Raw genomic sequence first — 19,731 nt, forward strand, 5'->3', positions numbered from 1 at the left:
TGCTATTAGTTAATAACAAAAAAGCAAACAAAGCCCCAGCCCAAAGGACAATTAACCCTGCATGGGCAACAGGAGCGCCTAATAATCTGCCTGAAAGATTTGTTCACCGGGCGTTCCCTGACCACCAGGGGATTGACTCCGGGGTTTGCACAGCTATGCTCATCATGGTGTAATTTACTTATTGAGATAGATATTCAATAAGCTCTAGGCATATCATATCAGATTTATTGAGATAATTTATCACTAATCAAATATGAATTTTTGTAAAGTTTTTTGTCAAAGTATCCCACAGCTACAAATTACCATCCTCCCAAAAGGGGAAAATAGCTTATTTCTGGCGGTTTATAGCTCAGTTTACATACATTAGGAATTAAAAATTAACAGTTATTAACATAATAATAACAACATAAATTAACACTAGTAACTAATACTGTATTCTTACTTATTCTTATTTAGTGAGAAATTTTTGAGAATTATTTGTAACTATCTTGAGATGAGACATTCTTTCCGTTAGGAAACCCAACATTTACAGGCTTTTGTTGGGTTGCGCTATCGCTTAACCCAACCTACAAAGAGTACAGGAGTCAAGAGGAAGAATTAGAAGTAGCGAGGAATAGTTAAGTTTTGTGGTGCGGGCATCTTGCCCGCGAGACTGATGTGGAAATGCTTTAACCTGCCATTTCCTCTAATACCTGCCTAATGGTATCCGTTGGTACTTCATCTGTCACCTTAACTTCACCTATTTGGGTAGGTAACACAAACCGCACTTTCCCAGATTTGACTTTTTTATCTAACTGCAAAGCATCAATAATCGCTGCAATATCTAAACCTGCTGGTAATTTTGTCGGTAAACCTGCTTTTTTAATCAGTGCGTTTTGACGTTCTGTGTCGGCTTTTTGCCAAAGTCCTAATTTTACAGCGATTTCCCCTGCTGCTATCATGCCAATACCCACAGCTTCACCATGTTTCAACAAGCGATAATTGGTTAAACCTTCCACCGCATGGCCGATAGTATGACCATAATTCAAAATTGCCCGCAGTCCAGATTCTTTTTCATCTTGACTGACAACATCTGCCTTCGCTTGACAAGAATGAGTTAATATGTAATTTATCAGGTCGGATTTTACATAGCGGAGTTGGTCAAGGTGCTTACTCGCTTCCAATTGAGTAAACAATTCAGCGTCCCAAATTACGCCGTACTTGATCACTTCCGCCATTCCCGCCCGAAATTCGGCTGCTGGTAAGGTTTTCAAGACTTCAGGATCTATTAATACTAAGCTGGGTTGGTGAAATGCACCAATCAAGTTTTTACCATGAGGATGGTTAACACCGGTTTTTCCGCCTACAGATGAATCTACCATTGCTAATAAGCTGGTAGGAACTTGGACAACATTAATTCCTCTTAACCAGGTCGCAGCAGCAAACCCGGTCATATCACCAACTACACCACCACCCAAAGCAACCATCGTTGAAGAACGTTCTAACCGATGTTCTAAGGCTACATCATAGATTTTTTGGATGGAGTTTAAAGTTTTGTAGCGTTCTCCAGGGGGGAGGTTATAGTGAACTACATCAAAACCAGCATTTTTTAAAGAGGCGATCGCCCTTTCCCCATAATGTTTAAATATCATCGGGTTAGAAACCAGCAGTACCTTTTTACCCAGTTTTAAACCCGCCATCTGTTCACCCAGTTGATCTAAACTTCCAGGTGCAACAGTGATTTCATAAGACTTTTCTGGTATATCTACTTTAATTACAGAACTCATTTAACAATCCTGATATAATCACAATTTCGCGTATTTTACCGTAGTTTGGTGACTGGTGATTGGTGACTGGTGATTGGTGACTGGTGACTGGTGACTGGGGGAGCATCCCAATTTTGAAAAAATAACCTTAGCAACACCAAAAACTCTCTTCTTCCTTCTTCCCTTCGTGTCCTTCGCTCCTTCGTGGTTCGTTCATTTTGCGTCTTTACCTCGCACAAAAAATAAACTTACACATTTGGGATGCTCCCGTGACTGGTGACTGGTGATTGGGTAGTAGTTGATAATTATGAATTATGAATTACGAATTACGAATTATTAATGATTCAATATATTTAGTGAACTAATTTCTGGAGTAATACAAATGGCTGTAGTTGAATACATTGTATTTTTAGGCGTGTTTATGGGTATCGCCGTCGGTTTATTATTTGGTCTGCGTTCCGCTAAGATCATCTAATAGCTAGTTAAGCCCCCCTTGTTAAGGGGGGTTGGGGGGATCTAAACAGTTACCGCAGCAGGTGTTTTCCCCCGCTTCTCAAACGGTGTCCGCATTTCCAAACCCAATAAATTCAACATTTGCCGATCTGCATCATAATCAGGACAGGGAGTAGTCACCGTCAACATCTTATTATCATCGCTGGAAAAAATCGAATTAGCACCCGCCATAAAACATAAAGCTTGTTCAACTGGGGAAAGTTTCGCCCTTCCCGCACTTAAACGCACATCAGAAGTGGGCATAATAATTCTAGCAGTAGCAATCATCCGCACCACTTCCCAAATCGGTACTTCTGGCTGATTTGCCAACGGTGTACCCTCAACCTGTGAGAGAATATTAATAGGTACTGATTCGGGATGAGGTTGTAAATTAGAAAGGGTGTATAACATTCCTACCCGATCTTCAATGCTTTCACCTAAACCAAGAATACCACCAGAACACACAGTTACATTAGTTGTGCGGACGTTTTCAATGGTGTTTAGGCGATCGCCATAAGTCCGAGTAGTAATCACAGTGCTATAATATTCCTCAGACGTATCTAAATTATGATTATAAGCATATAATCCCGCATCTTCCAACCTTTGAGCCTGGTTTGCAGTTAACATCCCCAAAGTACAGCAAACCTCTAAACCCATAGAAGTAACATCTTTTACCATATCCAGGACCTGCTCAAACTGGGAATTATCCCGCACTTCACGCCAAGCAGCACCCATACACACCCGACTTACACCGGTTTCCTTTGCTTTCTTAGCAATATTTATCACAGTTTCTTTTTCTAACAGTGCTTCCGGTTTTACCTCGGTTTTATAGCGTGACGACTGAGCGCAATAACCACAATCTTCCGGGCAACCACCAGTTTTAATAGATATCAACTTACAAACCTGTATTTGTTTAGGATTATGAAATTGACGATGCACACTAGCAGCTTGATAAATAAGCTCTAGAAATGGTGTATTATAAATAGCCAAAATCTCATCTTTTTGCCAATCGTAGCGTATTCCCACCGTGAGTATCCTTTTTTAGAATGTTACTAAAATAAACAAAATTACAGCAAAAACAGTAAAATAATAATTTTAGTATATGAAATCAGAACTGCCACTAATTAAAACGAATCGCTTATTCTTAAAAGTAGGCACTCCCGAAGACATACCACAAATCATCAAATATTTTACTACAAATAAAGATCACCTCACCCCATTTTCACCTACTTGGGCTGATGATTTTTTCACAGCAGAATATTGGCAATATCAAATAGAACAATATCACTTAGAAATTATTCACGGTTGCGGTTTAAGATTCTTCATACATCATCAAAACAACCCCAAAGAAATAATCGGCGTTCTCAACTTCAGTAATTTTATACGCGGAGCAGCTAGTTTTTGTAATGTTGGATATAGTTTAGCAGAAGCAGCACAAGGTCATGGTTACATGACAGAAGCATTAAAAGCGGGAAATAAATATATATTTAATGAACTAAATTTTCACCGGATCATGGCAAATTATATGCCCCATAATCGCCGTAGTGGTAATGTATTAAAAAGAGCAGGTTTTGTAATTGAAGGATACGCTAGAGACTATTTATTAATTAATGGACAATGGGAAGATCATATACTCACCAGTTTGACTAATTATAATTGGAAACCGTATTGAGAAGTCAGGAGTCAGGAGTCAGGAGTCAGGAGTCAGGATCAAGAATTAATTTTTTAACCCTATTCCCTATTCCCTATTCCCTATTCCCTATTCCCTATTCCCTATAATGTAAGATTAAGAGAAGAACAAATTAAAAACTACTAAAAATGACACTCGCCCAAACTCCAAATTCCACCACTTCAAGTAATCCTTTACTATCACTTAAATACGAAAGTGCCTTAGAATCATTAGGTAATGATTACTATGATGAAGTCGCAGCCGAGGAATTTCCTCAACACATTTTGCGCTGGCGTAATAATGCAATTTTACCACGCTTAGGACTTGAAGCAACAACAGTAAAAGACGAAGATTTTATTCACGCATTTGGTAAATTTCAAAGCAGAAAACCATTTTTAGCATTGCGTTATCACGGTTATCAATTTGGCGAATATAACCCCCATTTAGGTGATGGTAGAGGTTTTCTCTACGGACAAGTTAGGGGAATAGATGGGGAATTATATGATTTTGGGACAAAAGGTTCAGGAAGAACACCTTACTCCCGTGGTGGTGATGGAATGCTCACTCTGAAAGGAGGAGTCAGAGAAGTTTTAGCAGCAGAAGCATTACATCGTTTAGGTGTGAAAACTTCCCGCTGTTTAAGTATGATTGAAACCGGGTTAAGTTTATGGCGTGGTGATGAACCTTCTCCCACTCGTTCCTCAGTCATGATTAGAATGAGTAAATCTCATATTCGGTTTGGAACTTTTGAAAGATTGCATTATTTGAAACGTCCTGATTTAACTCAGAAATTGTTAGATCATGTGATTGATCAATATTACCCAAACTTGAAAAATGAAGATGATAAATATGCTTTATTTTATGCTGAATTAGTCAAAAGAGTAGCTGATTTAGTAGCGCAATGGATGGCGGCGGGTTTTTGTCATGCAGTTTTAAATACTGATAATATGTCAATTACCGGGGAAAGTTTTGATTATGGTCCCTATGCTTTTATTCCTACTTATGATTTATACTTTACTGCTGCCTATTTCGATTATTATCGCCGCTATTGTTACGGACAGCAACCAAGTATTTGTCATCTGAATTTAGAAATGTTACAAGAACCATTAAAAGCAATCATTGATATTCGTGATTTACAGCATGGTTTAGGAAAGTTTGCTGAAGACTATCATCAGGAATATCGAAATTTAATGTTGAAAAAGTTAGGTTTTGAAGATGGTAGTTTAGCGGAAGGTGATGATTTATTAGATTTGACAGTTACTTTTTTGAAAGATAGTCAAATTAATTATCATCAATTTTTTGCAGATATGGCGCGGACTTTTTCTATGAAATGGCGTGATGAACCAGCTTTAGTAATGAATGGTTCTGATATTGTCCCATCTGTAGGTTCATCAAATATTTTTGATAATTGGTGTCTGCTTTATCATAAAATCCTGAATAATTTTGATCCTGAAGAAATGCAGACAATTTCTCAAACATTGAATAAATATAATCCCCAAGCAAATTTATTAAGACCGGTGATTGAGTCAATTTGGAAACCAATTACAGAAGAGGATAATTGGCAACCTTTTTATGATTTAGTCAAACAATTTCAATCAAACGTTTGATTGACATTCTGATGGTTAAACAGGTGTAATTTCAGTTAACATTTGTCAGAGTGATAACTAGAGATTGCACCAAAAGAGTGATCAGTATTCACTTGAATGACTAAATCAACTTTCGAGGATATTAATAATGGCTTGATCAATAATTCTGGATGTAATGAACGCCAAAAGTAATTGACAAATTCCTCGATTTGTGAATCATTCATGCCGGATTTACCAGCAACAATCATTTTTCTTTCAGCTTGTTTACGCCATGCTAAAGAACAACGATAATCGCTGGGATCAAGTGCTATCAAGCTATCTAAGCGTTGCCATAGTGGTAAATAAGCTTGCAGTTGGTGATTCATGTCACGAGCAAAAGCCCGATCATCATCTGTGATAATGGGGGGTGGTGCGGTAGTAAAAGCTTGGGGATCAATGGGTAGTACACCCACAAACCAACCTTCAAACAGGACTATATCAACATTGGTAAAAATTTCTGGGGTAGTGCGATCGCCGGCACCAGAGAAAGCAGATTTATCAAAGCGGGGAACTGTCACAGGACTGTTGCCTTGACGAATTTGATCGAGTACACTTAAACCTAAGTCAATATCGTGAGTTCCTGGTGGACCACGCCAAATCAAACGGGGATCTTGCTGCATTAAAGTCAAGCGATCGCTGTATGTTTTATATAAGTCATCCAAAGATAAACTTAAAGTAGAGTATCCTAATTCCTGGAGAATCAAACAGAGAATCCGGGACATTGTGGTTTTACCAGTACCTTGTCCACCTAAAATCCCCTGAATCAAAGGTCTGCCTAACTTTTGTCGCTGGGATGCGATTTTCATTCCCAACGGTAGCCATAAATCCCACAAGACCTGTAACATAGCCTGAGTAGGTATTTGCAGGTTATTTTCGCAAAATTGGCTAAAAGCAGGGAAAACCGATTTAAGTAGCTGCGATCGCTCTTGAATCACTTGAGCCACATTATCGGGGGTAATATTAAAAACCTTTGCCCTCACAGGATCAGCCAGTGTTGTTGCTTGTGCTAACACTTGCCAATCAGCATCTATTTCACCTGTGAGCCAAAATTCCTTGAGCCACTCACTGAGCATAACTAGCACCCATTACCAAAATAACTTGATCAATTGATAATTGACAATTGATAATTGTGTCATTCAACGGTGACAAACTTTCATTTCTAGGGAAAAAAAGCCAAAAATTCCGCTTTGTCAAGACTATGACTTGAAAATGAGAGGTAATTGTCAATTTTTCATTGTTAATTGTCCATTATTGAAATCTTACGAACCCAGCTTAAAGGCTTCTAAGAATAGACTGTAGATGAAACCAACTTTCAGAAAGTTCAGAGTTTCCACCCACAGAGCTTGTCTAGCCAAAAAGCGGCGACTGTAAAAAATCCTGCTGGTGATCTCCGTTAGTAGAACCAAAAAAGCAGCGGCCACCATATCCAACTCGGCCTTTTGTCCAGCGGTAGTAGATACTGCCGATCCCATAAAAAAACCAAATAACCAACTGATTAAAAGTAGGGATAAGCGCCGCCAAGGATTCACAAACCATTGCTCCACACTCCTGGCAATGGTACTGAATAAGTTGTTAAGACGAGTATTTTGCATATAGGGGACTGGGGACTGGGTAATAGGTAATAGCTAATAGGTAATAGGTAATAGCTAATAGGTAATAGGTAATAGGTAATAGGTAATTAATTATATTTTTCCCAATCACCAATCACCAATCACTAATCACAACTGAAAAAAATCTTATCTCTAAAAAGTATGATTATGAAATCTTCTATGTATCGCAATTTGGCAGTAATAACTTTTGCATTAGGATTACTAGGACTTGTAGCCGGATGCTTAGGACTGAGTGTATCATTTGAGCCTGAACAGCCAGAAATTTTATCAACACTGACAGATCAAACCGCTACATTAGAAAAACAGACAAACTCACCAAGTGCGTCAAAGAAAGTTCTATCTGCTAGTACAACTAATGTCGCCAGTGCAACCAGCAAGCAAACAGAAAAACCCATTACAGAAAATTCACCTGCTCAAACTGATCAAACTACAAACTTTGGCAGTTTGCGAATGAGCAATAAAACAGATCAACCTGTACGTTTAGCTCTCTTAGCGCGACATCCTACAGTTAAAAATACCTCAGCCAATAAAAATAAATATAATGTTCCGGCACATTGGGATTTTGATCCCCAAGAAGGTAGTGACAAAGGTTTAATTTTATCTCTCCCAGAGGGTAACTTAAAACTAAACAAAGGAGATATTTTAGTCGCCTTTGCTCAAGATGGCTCTCGACGCTATTGGGGTCCTTATGTTGTTGGGGAAACCCCCTCACCAAAATGGAATCCCCAAACCCAAGAATGGGAATTAATATTAATTCCTTAATGGGTACCCTGTCACCTATTCCCTATTCCCTCATCTAAATTAACAAAACTTATGGGAAACTAACAAATTCAACTATTTTGGTAAAGAAATTTATCAAAGAATTGCGGACAAAATTCAAAAAGTTATCAAAGGACAATCATTAGCTATTAGAAGATTATCCCGGAACAGGTAAAACCACTTTAGAGGTTGTTTCAAAAGTTTTTTATTGTCGCAAATACGGTAGGTTTACCCACACCCCACACTCTAGCTGTGATCTGAGAACAAAATATAACTAATAAACGACTTTTGAATTATTGTGTTTATGGGAAAGACACAATTTACCGTGTCTGTGAATATGGATTTATGAGGTTAAAATTGAGCGATCGCCCTTCTGTTAACCAATGGTTGAAAAAAATCAAAGAACGTCCAGCCCCTGCTGTGACGACTATTGCCATCCTCTGGTTGCTGTTGATTAACTTCATAGCTTTTGGCTGGAATTTAGGCAATGTCGGCTTAGTTGACGAAACAGAGCCACTGTTCGCCGAAGCTTCCCGGCAAATGCTAGTTACAGGAGATTGGATCACACCGTTTTTTAATGGTCAAACTCGGTTTGACAAACCAGCATTAATTTATTGGTGTCAAGCGATCGCCTACTCTATCATCGGCGTAAACGAATGGGCAGCACGCATACCCTCAGCACTAGCCGCTACCGGTGTTACAGCTTTATCGTTCTACATTGTGCAGTGGCATTTTGCCAAAAAAGATCAACTAGAACAAACAGCAAACCCCAGCCGTCGTTACCTCACAGCCGCCCTAGCATCAGCTATCATGGCACTCAACCCAGAAATGATAGTTTGGGGAAGAATCGGTGTATCTGATATGTTACTCACCGGTTGTATAGCCTCCGCCTTACTATGTTTCTTTTTGGGATACGCTCAAAATTCCACCCCCTCCCGCTTCCCTAATAAATGGTATTTAGCCAGTTATGTTTTGATGGGTGGAGCAATTTTAACTAAAGGACCAGTCGGCATAGTTTTACCAGGTTTCATCATGATCGCCTTTGCCCTATACTTAGGCAAATTCTGGCAACTATGGCGAGAAATGCGCCCAATTTTCGGACTATTCCTAGTCTTCCTCGTATCTGCTCCCTGGTATATCTTGGTGACTTGGCGCAATGGCTGGAATTTCATAAATGCCTTTTTTGGCTATCACAACATAGAACGCTTTACAGAGGTAGTTAACGGTCACTCAGCGCCTTGGTATTTTTACTTTTTAGTCGTGTTATTGGGTTTTGCACCATATTCAGTTTTTATCCCTGCGGCCATAGCTAAATTCAAATTTTGGGAAAAGAAGCAGCGATCGCACTTTCTCAACCAAGAACGTTCTCAACACTTAGGTTTATTTACCTGTTTTTGGTTTTTAGGTGTATTTGGCTTTTTCACCATCGCTGTCACCAAACTTCCCAGTTATGTATTACCTTTAATGCCAGCCGCAGCTATTCTGGTAGCCTTATTTTGGAGTGATTTATTTTCCCATACCCAAACTGATAAATCTTTTAAATCTTTCCGCATCAGCAGTTGGGTAAACGTTGCCTTTTTATCCACAATAGCAGTCGCCTTATTTAACCTCTTCAAATTAGTAGGCACAGATCCCGCCGCACCTGAACTTTACCAACAAATTCAAAATTCAGGTTTAACAAATTGGGGGGGTATAATTTGGCTAGTTACAGCTATTATTATCGCTGCTTTAATATTAATTCGTAGTTTCCGTCCCATCATCGCTATTAATATTGTGGGATTTGTGGCATTTTTAGCAATTGTTTTAATGCCAGCATTATTTATGATGGATGCACAAAGACAAGCACCTTTAAGAGAATTATCTGTACTTGCAGTGGAAGAAAAACAACCTCATGAAGAATTAGTCATGGTAGGTTTCAAAAAACCAACAGTAACTTTCTACTCACAAAAAAAAGTCACTTACCTTTCTGCTGCACAAGAAGCTATAGATTATATTCACACTCAAGCAGCCAAAAAAACTAATCCACCATCATTACTACTTTTAGCCGAACATAAAAAGTTGATAGAAATGGAATTACCACCAGATAATTATAAAGATATCGCCACCAAAGGAGCTTATAATTTGATTCGCATCCCCTTTCAACGAATTAAACAAGATAGAAAAGAAAAAATGAAAATTTCTTAATTCGTCAACAAGGGAATAGATAATTAGGGGTTGCTGAGAAAGTCTTGTCGTGATGACAGGTGACAGGTGACAGGTGACAGGTGACAGGTGACAGTTTCAAGAGTTGGATAGGAACAATTTTTCCTTTGAGTAGGAATTAAATGCAAGGTTTTTAAGTTTCCACCCCGTAAAAGCTTGCACTTTTTTTACCTGAAAACAGATCAAACCCTTTACCTGTAATCTTTTCATGTTTATTCAGCAACCCCTAATTATCAATTGTCAATTGTCAATTGTCAATTATCAATCACCCCTTTCCTAAAGCTTGATTAATTTGATTTAATAAGTCTGCCATTGAAATCGAATGAGGTAGTCTCTGAATAGCGATACTTTCTGGTATTTCTCCCCACTGATAATCATTATTTTGGTTATTTTGGGTTTGATCAATGGCTGTATTTACCTGATTTAATCTTTTATCAATTAACAAAATTGGAGGTAAATTAAAAGATAAATCTGACAAAGCTGTTAACGCTTCTTGTGCTTCTTTATCAGCAGCAGATTCTCCCAAACAAATTAATAGTAAATCAACACTTTGATGGCGAATTTGTTGCAAAAGTTCAGTCCAAGAGTTACCCATAGCAGCTTTAAAACCAGCAGTTTGTAAATACTGAATTAAAGCTTGAAACCACTCAGATCCCCTTTGATTATTCTGTGCAGAATAACCCATTTCCTGATCATTTGTGAGTGTTTGGTTAACGTCTTGTACAGCAGATTTCTTTTCTAACCTATAACCCTTAGCAGGCTTGCGTTTTATCTGTGGTAAATCACCAAACTTAGCCAAATCAACCACTAAAATATTAGGAGGACAACCAATATTAGAAGCAATTTCCAACACCGATAATAAAGGATCTGGTTTGCCGTTGCTATTGAGATTTTCCCCACCCAATGGCGTTAAGCAAGGAAATACACCCAATCCTGATATTTGGGAAGCTGCCAAGGTTGTGGCTACATCACAAGTCACCAAAGGCAATTTTGCTAACCTTTGGTACTTCGTCAAGTGTTGCAGATAATGTTGGGCATTAGAACTGTCAACATCCAACAAAATGACATCAAACTGCCACACCCGCGCTAAAATTTCTGCCTGATCTAAATCATCTACTTCAATAACTCGATGTTCACGTAGGGAGGGTTGGGGATTAACAGACTCTAATTCTGGATTCACCAACCGCAGAATCCGCAACGGAGTTTTTTCCGGTACAATATCGCTATTTGTTAAACCTACCTGCTGAACTTCTGGTGTAGCACACAATCTTTCTAGAATGGGTACTAAAGCTTGATGTTCCACTGGCAAACTCAAGAAAGCATCAGCCCTGTTAGCATAAGCGTGTTCTTTTTCTGCCCCCGTAGCAGTGATAATCACAGGAATATGGCGAGTTGCACTATCGGATTTTAGTAAAGTCAGTACATCCCAACCAGACAGCAGGGGTAATAAGGGATTCAAAAAGATCGTTTTTGGTTGCAAGCGCCGCGCTTTTTCTAATGCTTCTGTCCCGGAACGCGCAATCACCACCCGATAACCTAAACCTTTCAGATGTTGGGTTAGGTCTTCTATATATCGCGCTACTGCCTCAACTACTAATATTAACCTTTGAGAAGAAATAGGTTGATGTACTTCTAAATTTCCCCCCTCTGATTCAGAAAAGCTGGTTTTGGGAGGAGAAGGAGGTAATAACAATGTAAACTGGCTACCTTTACCTTCACGAGACAAAAAGCTCACATCTCCACCATGTAATCGAGCTAAAGCCCTGGTTAATACTAACCCTAAACCAGTGCCTTCAAATTGGCGAGTTAGGGGATTTTCTAACTGTTGGAATTTTTGAAAGATTAAATGTTGTTGATGTTCAGGAATACCAATACCTGTATCCCACACTGTAAAAGCAATCCATCCTTCCCAGCGATTTACCCGCAACCCAAGTTCCCCAGTGGTTTCAGTGAATTTAAAAGCGTTGGAAAGTAAGTGTACCAGCATTTGCCGCAAGCGTAATTCATCTGCTACCATCTCCTTTAAACCAGGTTCAATGGTCAGGCTGAATTGGTGATCATTTGCAGACTCGGTGGTTTTGCTTGGTTGACTGTGGAGTGTAATCACTTCTGATAAAGCGCGATCGCACACTTCCCGAATCTGTACCAGCGATGGAGTCAGTTCCATCTGTCCCGTTTCCATCCGCGTCAAATCTAAAATGTCATTCACCACACTCATCAAATGACGGCCACTTTGATGAATTAAACCCGCATAACGTGCTTGTCTTTCGTTCAGTTCTCCTAATTGTTGATCTGCCAGTAATCTTGACAAGCCTAAAACTGCTGTCAACGGCGTTTTTAATTCATGGCTAATACAAGCTAGAAACTCATCTTTTAACCGATTAAGTTGAATTAAATCAGCATTTTTAGCTGCCAATTCTTTAAAAAGCTGTTGTTGTTCGGTCACATCCGTAGCTAAAACCAACCACAGATTATCAGTGAAATTTGCTGAATTATTAGTTGAGTTGAGAACTTCTGCATCACCGCCCCCAACTTTTAATTCAGGACTATCCAAGAGGATTTTAGCAAACTGCCAAATTCGCTCTTGACCATTTTGCACCTGCACAACACAAGTACAACTACCTTGTTTAGCATCCAAATAGCAATGACTGGATGTAGCATTTGCTTTTCCTTGCTGCTCCTGCATCATTGCTAAAACCGATGTGGAGTGAGGTGCTTGACTGCTTTTAGGCAAGTTATGACCTCTGGCTTCTGGCATCAGCGTCACAGCATCTTCAGTTGCACCCTTGCTAATATCAGAATAAACCTTGAATGTTTGTCGATGGATATATTCTGGGTCTTCACGCCTGACAGGAGATAGGATAGTTTCTACTTGTAGCCTAATTCCTTCTGGATCTTTCAAAACTCCCAATTGTTGCCACCAAGCAGGATTTTGTGTTAAAACTTCACCGGTGCTTGTTTGCAACATTAAAGGCCAAGGCAGTCTTTCCAATAACTGCACTAAAGCGTTATATCTTAGTGATTGATGTTGATTCTGCTTATAAGAGCTATTTTTTCTTCTAGTATTATTTTCCGTCGTCCCAGCAAGGTTAGAGGCAATTGTAACTTTATTTTTAGCTAAAAAGCTGAGTAGGCGTAGGTGATCCAGTAGACCTAAAAATTTACCATCTGCATCAATCAATGCCCAATCTAAATTTTTATTTTTTTGGTTTTGTTGGTAACGTAAAAACAAACTTAATTTATCCAGTGGCTCAGAAGCTGGTATAGTCCCGATGGGGGAAATCAGATTCGGACTCAAAGTGAAAATGGGTTGCTGTAGATTTAAAAAAGTTTCACCACTGGCTGCTGTTAATAATTTTGGGATTAAACGGGCAGAATTCAATAATCCTATGGGACTTTGTTGTTGATTTACCACTACCAAGCGATCGCACTGCTCTTTCTCCAAAATCTCCAACACCACTGCCAGAGTGCTTGCTTGAGAGCAGCTGGGTACGGTTGCTAAAAAGTCATAAAGCGGGTAATGTAGCATTAACATAAGGCTTAGGGGATCTTTCTTCCTGTAGTTGCCTCTGGCATCAACATCTGCCAAAGTGCTGATATTTTTCATGCCTGAAGCCATATCCACCCAGAAGATGCTGACAATCTTTCTTGGTGAGACTGTAAATCTATCGCCGCCATAAAATCTGCTTTGATAGGTAATTGCTCAATCCCATAATTTCCAGAGCGGCTATGCTTTTCTTTACCGTTCTTGTGAATGAGCAAACAACCAGCATCCTACTGGTATGGAAACTCCTGAGCGATAGTTACACCTAAAACAATTATCGCTCCAAAGATTCTTTTAGAACCTTGAGGAATTATAATGATTTAAAATGAGACCATACTTTAACTTTGTTTATGCATCTTATCAAGGAGTACAATGAAAAAATCTATATGCCGATAGTCTGTTGAACGCTTCACCAATTACCTACTAAGTTATCTCACTGACGGACAAAACCAGTTAGGGATTGGTAATTTCTCCATATTTTTTGAGAAAAGGCGTTCTTTACCCTGATTTTACGGAAAAGTTTTTATCAAACTGAATCAGCACTGAAGCTACACTCTCAGCGTTCATCATAATATATAAACAATAGATGTTATTACCTATATTGTTGATTTGTCCACCAATTCTTAAGAAATATTTATATAATTCTGATGCGGCAAATAACCAAGCTGGTTTAATCGGGCAGTGCAGGAATTTGATTGATGAGATTTTTTCTCAATTCTTTGGGTTGCCGCTGACTGCTACCACTCCTATAAACGGACAATTTTTACACAATAGGATGCAGGAGAATAGAGACCTATCATTAAAGCATATTAATAAGCAGAATTATGTATTTGCGTGCAATGAGCAAAAAAGCCAGCAATGGTTCCAAGAAATGAGTCCATCGGAAAAGCAGGAACTATTAGCGAACCTCAAATCTGATTACCGGAAAATTCTCATCAATTACTTTATCACAGACAAAACTCTCAAAACTGCAATTGATAAATTCATCAACACCTTATTTTATGCTAATATTCCTGTGCCACAAATTATAGAAATTCACATGGAACTGATTGACGAATTTTCCAAACAGCTAAAATTAGAAGGCAGGAGCGATGAAACATTACTAGATTACCGGCTGACATTGATAGATATTCTGGCACATTTGTGTGAAGTATATAGATGTTCTGTGTCTAAAATGAACTGAAGAAATTCATGCTATCTTGGATTTTGACTCAGGAGTTAAAGAGTAAGAGTCAAAGATTAACAGGATTGATTTTTAAATTGTTTAAGATTAATCCTATTGCAACAGGCATCTGTTATTGGTTGAAACAAATGCTTAATCCTATTTTGTATTCCTATTCTCATATCTAAACTGTACATTTATGAATAAAGCCAAAAAAACCTATGTTCTCAAGCTATATGTCGCAGGGAACACACCCAACTCCGTGCGAGCATTAAACACACTCAAAAACATATTAGAACAGGAGTTTCAAGGAGTTTATGCCCTAAAAGTAATTGATGTCCTCAAAAACCCACAATTAGCCGAAGAAGACAAAATATTAGCCACACCGACATTATCGAAGATTTTGCCCCCTCCCGTTCGCAAAATCATAGGTGATCTTTCAGACAGAGAAAGAGTTTTAATCGGTTTAGACTTACTTTATGAAGAATTAAATGAAGAAGACTGGGAACAGTAACATATAGCAGTTAGCATTCAGCAGTCAGTATTCAGCTTTTTAAAACTCTTGACCCTAGTAAAGAACATTTTTTCATAAAAACTCTGTACAGACTTTAGGAATTTAAGAAATCGGGTTAAAGACCTATATAATCAACAATGAGTGACCAAGAGCAACAAGAACAACAAAAACCAGCAAGTGGTGGTGTAGAGAAAATTCGCACCATGATTGAGGGATTTGACGATATTAGTCATGGCGGTTTACCAGTGGGTAGAACAACCTTAGTCAGCGGTACATCTGGTACTGGAAAAACCTTATTATCTCTGCAATTTCTTTATAATGGTATCACCTACTTTGATGAACCAGGAGTATTTGTTACCTTCGAGGAATCACCCAGCGACATTATTAAAAACGCCCATATTTTTGGCTGGAATTTACAAAAACTAATTGAAGAAGGGAAACTGTTTATTCTCGACGCTTCCCCCGATCCCGAAGGGCAAGATATTGTGGGGAATTTTGACCTTTCCGCTTTAATTGAAAGGTTGCAATATGCTATTCGCAAATACAAAGCCCATCGTGTTTCCATTGACTCCATTACCGCAGTCTTCCAACAATATGAAGCAGTGGGAGTAGTGCGGCGCGAGATATTCCGGCTCGTAGCGCGTCTTAAACAATTATACGTCACCACAATCATTACCACAGAACGGGGAGAAGAATATGGACCAGTAGCTTCTTTTGGGGTAGAAGAATTTGTTTCTGACAACGTGGTAATTGTGCGTAACGTTTTAGAAGGAGAACGCCGCCGCCGCACCATAGAAATTCTCAAATTGCGCGGTACAACCCACATGAAAGGTGAATATCCATTTACAATCACCAATGCCGGAGTTAATATATTCCCCTTGGGAGCAATGCGGTTAACACAAAGATCCTCAAATGTCCGTGTATCTTCAGGAGTTAGCACCCTAGATGAAATGTGTGGTGGTGGTTTCTTCAAAGATTCGATTATTTTAGCCACAGGAGCTACAGGTACTGGTAAAACTCTCTTAGTCAGCAAATTTATTCAAGATGGTTGTGTCAGCGGTGAGAGAGCCATATTATTTGCTTATGAAGAATCCCGCGCTCAACTTTCTCGAAATGCTTATTCTTGGGGAATTGACTTTGAGGAATTAGAACACCAAGGTTTATTAAAAATAATTTGTACCTATCCTGAATCAACTGGATTAGAAGATCACTTACAAATTATTAAATCAGAAATTGCCGATTTTAAACCAGCCCGGATTGCTATTGACTCCCTTTCGGCATTGGCTAGAGGCGTAAGTAATAATGCTTTTCGCCAATTTGTGATTGGGGTAACAGGTTATGCCAAACAAGAAGAAATTACAGGCTTCTTTACCAATACCAGTGACCAATTTATGGGGTCACATTCCATTACAGATTCTCATATTTCCACGATTACTGACACAATTATTATGTTGCAGTACGTAGAAATTCATGGAGAAATGTCACGGGCAATCAACGTCTTTAAAATGCGGGGTTCGTGGCACGATAAAGGGATTAGGGAGTACAATATTACGGCTGATGGACCTAATATTAAAGATTCCTTCCGTAATTACGAGAGAATTGTCAGTGGAGCGCCTAGCCGCGTTAGCATAGACGAAAAGGCGGAACTTTCTCGCATTGTTAAACGTTTTGAAGACAAATAAACTGCTAAATCCCGAAAGAAGCTAAATTCGGTATATAGTATATTATTTGCTTCATTTAGCATCATGTTATATTCTGTGAGAAGACAAGTTTTCTGCCGCTAAATGGTTTTTCGTGTGAGGGGATGCGGTGAAAGGACAACAAATATTATTTCATAGTTTCTTACCTGGTGTAACAGCAGCAGTATTAACAACTCAGTCGGCTTGGGCTGGAACAGTCAAAGTTGATGAGGTAAAGCTGGTGTCTTCTTCTAGTGCCTTGACTGCAACTGATGTGAAAACCTCAGTTGTGGACATCAATAGGCAAATGCCCATTACTGCGGTTGATAATTCTCCAGCTTTTGTGCCTACCCTGGCTTTCAGTAAACTCAGTGAGCAGCCTGTGGCTAATCAGAGTGTGACAGAAATTACTGCGGTTAAAACTACAAATGTACCAACAGAAAAAAGGCCGAAAACAGTTTTACCGATTTCATTGACTGAATTAAAAGTAGCACGGTTGACAGAAGTCAATAAATGTTTACAGGCAGAGCAGAAAAGCCAAGCAGCTTTGCTCCTAGCCCCAAGCACCTGTTCTACAAAAAAAGCTAATTTGGCAACATTAGCTCAAGTGACTACGCCCAGTGAATCAGAAACGCCTAATACTTCACAGCCTCCTGCTCAGAATACAGAAAATGTAACACCTGTTCCCGCAAGTTCTACGGAGACACCACTGGAAAACCTGAATCCTAGTCCTAATCCTCTGGTATTTCCTACTAAACCAGAGGAAGTGAAACTTCAGGAAACTCAGCCGATTACTTTAGAACAGGCTCTAGAATTGGCAAAGCGTAATAGTAATGAACTCCAGGTAGCTGTTTTGCAGTTGGAAAGCAGTAAAGCTGCTCTCAAAGAAGCTCAAGCTGCTTTGCTGCCAACTTTAAGTGTGAATGGTACAATCAGTAACAGCCGTACCACTAACAGCACACTGGCAGCTAAACAAGCAGGAATTGACGCTGAATCTAATAGTAGTTTCGATAGTGAAGCGCAACTGAGATATGACCTTTACACATCTGGGAGACGGAACGCAGCGATTAAAGAAGCTGAAGAACAGGTACGTTTTCAGGAATTGGATGTAGAAAGACAAGCTGAGGAAATTCGCTTAAATGTCGCCACAGATTACTATGCTTTGCAACAAGCAGATGAAAATGTGCGGATTTCTCGATCAGCAGTCGAAAATTCTCAGGCTAGTTTGCGAGATGCTTTGGCTTTAGAAAGGGCTGGAGTGGGTACAAGATTCGATGTATTGCGATCGCAAGTGAATTTAGCCAATGCCCAACAAGACTTAACTAATGCCCTTTCTCAGCAAATCATTGCTCGGCGACGGTTAGCTGTGCGGTTAAATCTGTCCCAGTCCGCAAATATTAGTGCCGCTGATCCTGTACAATTAGCAGGTCTTTGGGAACGTAGCCTAGAAGATAGTATCATTCTGGCTTATCAAAATCGTCCCGAATTACAACAGCAGTTGGCACGGAGAAACATCAGCGAACAACGTAGAAAACAAGCTTTAGCATCTTTGAGACCACAAATAAGCTTACTAGCCAGCTATAACTTGCTAGATGTGTTTAATGATAATGTCAACGTCAGTGACGGTTATTCTGTGGGAGTACAAGCCACTTTGAATTTATATGATGGTGGTGCTGCAAGAGCAAGAGCAGCCCAGGCTAAAGCTAATATGGCAGTTGAGGAAACTCGATTTGGACAACAACGCAACGAAATCCGCTTTCAAGTAGAACAGGCTTATTCTACTCAAGTTGCTAACTTGGAAAACGTGCAAACTGCTAATGCGGCTCTAGAGCAAGCTAAAGAATCCCTCAGATTAGCGCGTTTACGTTTTCAAGCTGGTGTAGGGACTCAAACTGACGTGATTAACGCAGAAAATGAACTCACAAGATCCGAAGGTAATCGCATTCGCGCCATTTTGGATTACAATCGTGCTTTGACAGAGCTACAACGCTTCGTCACCTCCAGAGCTTTTCAGAAGTAAACAAATATAGCAGGAGTCAGGAGTCAGGAGTCGTAGGGGTACTCTGTCTCCGGCTATAAAAATTGTTTACAAACCCCAAAAAGCCTCATTGCCAGTAATTTCACTGCAAAATGAGGCTTTTTAGTTAAAAACGCTATATTTGTTACAGGTGATTGGTGATTGGTGACTGGTGACTGGGGACTGGTGACTGGTGACTGGTGACTGGGAAGAAATATTTACCTTCTTCTTCCTGACTCCTGACTCCTGACTCCTGACTCCTGACTCCTGACTCCTGACTCCTGACTCCTTGATCTTCTGACTCCTTGATCTCCTTTTATGACTAAAATCACATCACAAGAAATAGCCCAATTTCGCTCTCAATTAGCAGATGATATTCAAGCAATGGAAGCATTAGACTTGATAGAAGACTGTGAGGGAGACTTAGAAGATGCAGCCATGACCCTGGCTATTAAAGCGGGACAAGAACCTGGTAGAACAAATTCTGAATGGTTAGACGCTTTAGCAAAAAAATGGCGTGCTGTTATCTGCGAACAAGAATATAGAGATAATTTATTAAATGGTTCAATTTCTGGGATGATGTCAAACCTGAGAAGTATTCCAGAGTTTCCCAAAATTTTGGCAACACCAGTTTTGATATATGTCCTCAAGCAAGGTGTAAATAATTTCTGTGAACCTTTAGATTCTTTAAAATAATATTTGGTGCTGAATCT

Annotated in this window: 16 protein-coding genes and 1 pseudogene; 10 read left to right on the forward strand and 7 right to left on the reverse strand. The window is 39.4% G+C overall.

Features of this window, described 5'->3' with window-relative positions; all coding sequences use genetic code 11:
* Positions 1-19: 19 nt before the first annotated feature.
* Both K2F26_RS03550 and aroB read right to left on the reverse strand, forming a co-directional pair.
* Positions 20-166: pseudogene (locus tag K2F26_RS03550) on the reverse strand (chlorophyll a/b binding light-harvesting protein); the annotation flags it as partial.
* A gap of 502 nt (positions 167-668) precedes the next feature.
* A complete protein-coding gene (aroB, locus tag K2F26_RS03555) occupies positions 669-1,766 on the reverse strand; it encodes a 3-dehydroquinate synthase (protein ID WP_220610379.1) in 1,098 nt (365 codons plus the stop codon).
* A gap of 361 nt (positions 1,767-2,127) precedes the next feature.
* Between aroB and petL the strand changes: the two genes are divergently transcribed.
* A complete protein-coding gene (petL, locus tag K2F26_RS03560; protein WP_013193238.1) occupies positions 2,128-2,220 on the forward strand; it encodes a cytochrome b6-f complex subunit PetL in 93 nt (30 codons plus the stop codon).
* A gap of 41 nt (positions 2,221-2,261) precedes the next feature.
* Here the strand turns inward: petL and bioB are convergent, their stop codons facing one another.
* Entirely contained in the window at positions 2,262-3,263 is a 1,002-nt protein-coding gene (gene bioB / locus K2F26_RS03565) for a biotin synthase BioB (protein WP_220610380.1), read from the reverse strand.
* Between the two features lie 76 nt (positions 3,264-3,339).
* Between bioB and K2F26_RS03570 the strand changes: the two genes are divergently transcribed.
* Together K2F26_RS03570 and K2F26_RS03575 are read left to right on the forward strand one after the other, a co-directional pair.
* On the forward strand, positions 3,340-3,909 hold the full coding sequence (locus K2F26_RS03570) for a GNAT family N-acetyltransferase (RefSeq protein ID WP_220610381.1): 570 nt from the start codon (positions 3,340-3,342) through the stop codon (positions 3,907-3,909).
* Between the two features lie 146 nt (positions 3,910-4,055).
* A complete protein-coding gene (locus K2F26_RS03575) occupies positions 4,056-5,513 on the forward strand; it encodes a protein adenylyltransferase SelO (RefSeq protein WP_220610382.1) in 1,458 nt (485 codons plus the stop codon).
* A 35-nt stretch (positions 5,514-5,548) separates the two neighbouring features.
* On the opposite strand, the gene K2F26_RS03580 is transcribed toward K2F26_RS03575, so the two are convergent.
* On the reverse strand, positions 5,549-6,604 hold the full coding sequence (locus K2F26_RS03580; protein ID WP_220610383.1) for a glycerate kinase: 1,056 nt from the start codon (positions 6,602-6,604) through the stop codon (positions 5,549-5,551).
* Positions 6,605-6,790: 186 nt separating this feature from the next.
* Positions 6,791-7,123, reverse strand: a complete 333-nt coding sequence (locus K2F26_RS03585; RefSeq protein ID WP_096571708.1) for a DUF565 domain-containing protein — start codon at positions 7,121-7,123, stop codon at positions 6,791-6,793.
* A 165-nt stretch (positions 7,124-7,288) separates the two neighbouring features.
* On the opposite strand from K2F26_RS03585, the gene K2F26_RS03590 reads away from it, so the two are divergent.
* Both K2F26_RS03590 and K2F26_RS03595 read left to right on the forward strand, forming a co-directional pair.
* On the forward strand, positions 7,289-7,903 hold the full coding sequence (locus K2F26_RS03590; protein ID WP_220610384.1) for a hypothetical protein: 615 nt from the start codon (positions 7,289-7,291) through the stop codon (positions 7,901-7,903).
* 342 nt (positions 7,904-8,245) lie between these two features.
* Positions 8,246-10,084 (forward strand): ArnT family glycosyltransferase, encoded by a 1,839-nt coding sequence (locus K2F26_RS03595; RefSeq protein WP_220610385.1) that lies wholly within the window; start codon positions 8,246-8,248, stop codon positions 10,082-10,084.
* Positions 10,085-10,367: 283 nt separating this feature from the next.
* Here the strand turns inward: K2F26_RS03595 and K2F26_RS03600 are convergent, their stop codons facing one another.
* Together K2F26_RS03600 and K2F26_RS03605 are read right to left on the reverse strand one after the other, a co-directional pair.
* Positions 10,368-13,637 carry an ATP-binding response regulator gene (locus K2F26_RS03600; protein ID WP_220611762.1) on the reverse strand — a complete coding sequence of 1,090 codons (3,270 nt, stop codon included), beginning with the start codon at positions 13,635-13,637 and terminating at the stop codon, positions 10,368-10,370.
* Positions 13,638-13,705: 68 nt separating this feature from the next.
* Entirely contained in the window at positions 13,706-13,864 is a 159-nt protein-coding gene (locus K2F26_RS03605) for a hypothetical protein (protein ID WP_220610386.1), read from the reverse strand.
* A 368-nt stretch (positions 13,865-14,232) separates the two neighbouring features.
* Here K2F26_RS03605 and K2F26_RS03610 point away from each other — a divergent pair, with 368 nt between their 5' ends.
* The 5 genes from K2F26_RS03610 (at position 14,233) to K2F26_RS03630 (ending at position 19,714) form a co-directional block, all read left to right on the forward strand.
* Complete coding sequence (locus K2F26_RS03610) at positions 14,233-14,829, forward strand: circadian clock protein KaiA (RefSeq protein ID WP_220610387.1); 597 nt, start codon at positions 14,233-14,235, stop codon at positions 14,827-14,829.
* A gap of 178 nt (positions 14,830-15,007) precedes the next feature.
* The gene (kaiB, locus tag K2F26_RS03615) at positions 15,008-15,322 is read left to right on the forward strand and encodes a circadian clock protein KaiB (protein WP_194055195.1); all 315 of its coding nucleotides are present in this window, start codon (positions 15,008-15,010) and stop codon (positions 15,320-15,322) included.
* 137 nt (positions 15,323-15,459) lie between these two features.
* Entirely contained in the window at positions 15,460-17,004 is a 1,545-nt protein-coding gene (kaiC, locus tag K2F26_RS03620) for a circadian clock protein KaiC (RefSeq protein WP_187038728.1), read from the forward strand.
* Between the two features lie 127 nt (positions 17,005-17,131).
* Positions 17,132-19,021, forward strand: a complete 1,890-nt coding sequence (locus tag K2F26_RS03625) for a TolC family protein (protein WP_220610388.1) — start codon at positions 17,132-17,134, stop codon at positions 19,019-19,021.
* A 315-nt stretch (positions 19,022-19,336) separates the two neighbouring features.
* A complete protein-coding gene (locus tag K2F26_RS03630; protein ID WP_137666272.1) occupies positions 19,337-19,714 on the forward strand; it encodes a hypothetical protein in 378 nt (125 codons plus the stop codon).
* The last annotated feature ends 17 nt before the right edge of the window (positions 19,715-19,731 follow it).

Origin of the sequence: Sphaerospermopsis torques-reginae ITEP-024 (genome assembly GCF_019598945.1) — a bacterium.
GTDB lineage: Bacteria > Cyanobacteriota > Cyanobacteriia > Cyanobacteriales > Nostocaceae > Sphaerospermopsis.

Bases quoted from the DNA above. Each gene is read 5' to 3' on its own strand.
- aroB (WP_220610379.1), bottom strand. From the start codon at position 1,766: ATGAGTTCTGTAATTAAAGTAGATATACCAGAAAAGTCTTATGAAATC.
- petL (WP_013193238.1), top strand. From the start codon at position 2,128: ATGGCTGTAGTTGAATACATTGTATTTTTAGGCGTGTTTATGGGTATC.
- K2F26_RS03570 (WP_220610381.1), top strand. From the start codon at position 3,340: ATGAAATCAGAACTGCCACTAATTAAAACGAATCGCTTATTCTTAAAA.
- K2F26_RS03575 (WP_220610382.1), top strand. From the start codon at position 4,056: ATGACACTCGCCCAAACTCCAAATTCCACCACTTCAAGTAATCCTTTA.
- K2F26_RS03580 (WP_220610383.1), bottom strand. From the start codon at position 6,604: ATGCTCAGTGAGTGGCTCAAGGAATTTTGGCTCACAGGTGAAATAGAT.
- K2F26_RS03585 (WP_096571708.1), bottom strand. From the start codon at position 7,123: ATGCAAAATACTCGTCTTAACAACTTATTCAGTACCATTGCCAGGAGT.
- K2F26_RS03590 (WP_220610384.1), top strand. From the start codon at position 7,289: ATGAAATCTTCTATGTATCGCAATTTGGCAGTAATAACTTTTGCATTA.
- K2F26_RS03595 (WP_220610385.1), top strand. From the start codon at position 8,246: ATGAGGTTAAAATTGAGCGATCGCCCTTCTGTTAACCAATGGTTGAAA.
- K2F26_RS03600 (WP_220611762.1), bottom strand. From the start codon at position 13,637: ATGTTAATGCTACATTACCCGCTTTATGACTTTTTAGCAACCGTACCC.
- K2F26_RS03610 (WP_220610387.1), top strand. From the start codon at position 14,233: ATGTTATTACCTATATTGTTGATTTGTCCACCAATTCTTAAGAAATAT.
- kaiB (WP_194055195.1), top strand. From the start codon at position 15,008: ATGAATAAAGCCAAAAAAACCTATGTTCTCAAGCTATATGTCGCAGGG.
- kaiC (WP_187038728.1), top strand. From the start codon at position 15,460: ATGAGTGACCAAGAGCAACAAGAACAACAAAAACCAGCAAGTGGTGGT.
- K2F26_RS03630 (WP_137666272.1), top strand. From the start codon at position 19,337: ATGACTAAAATCACATCACAAGAAATAGCCCAATTTCGCTCTCAATTA.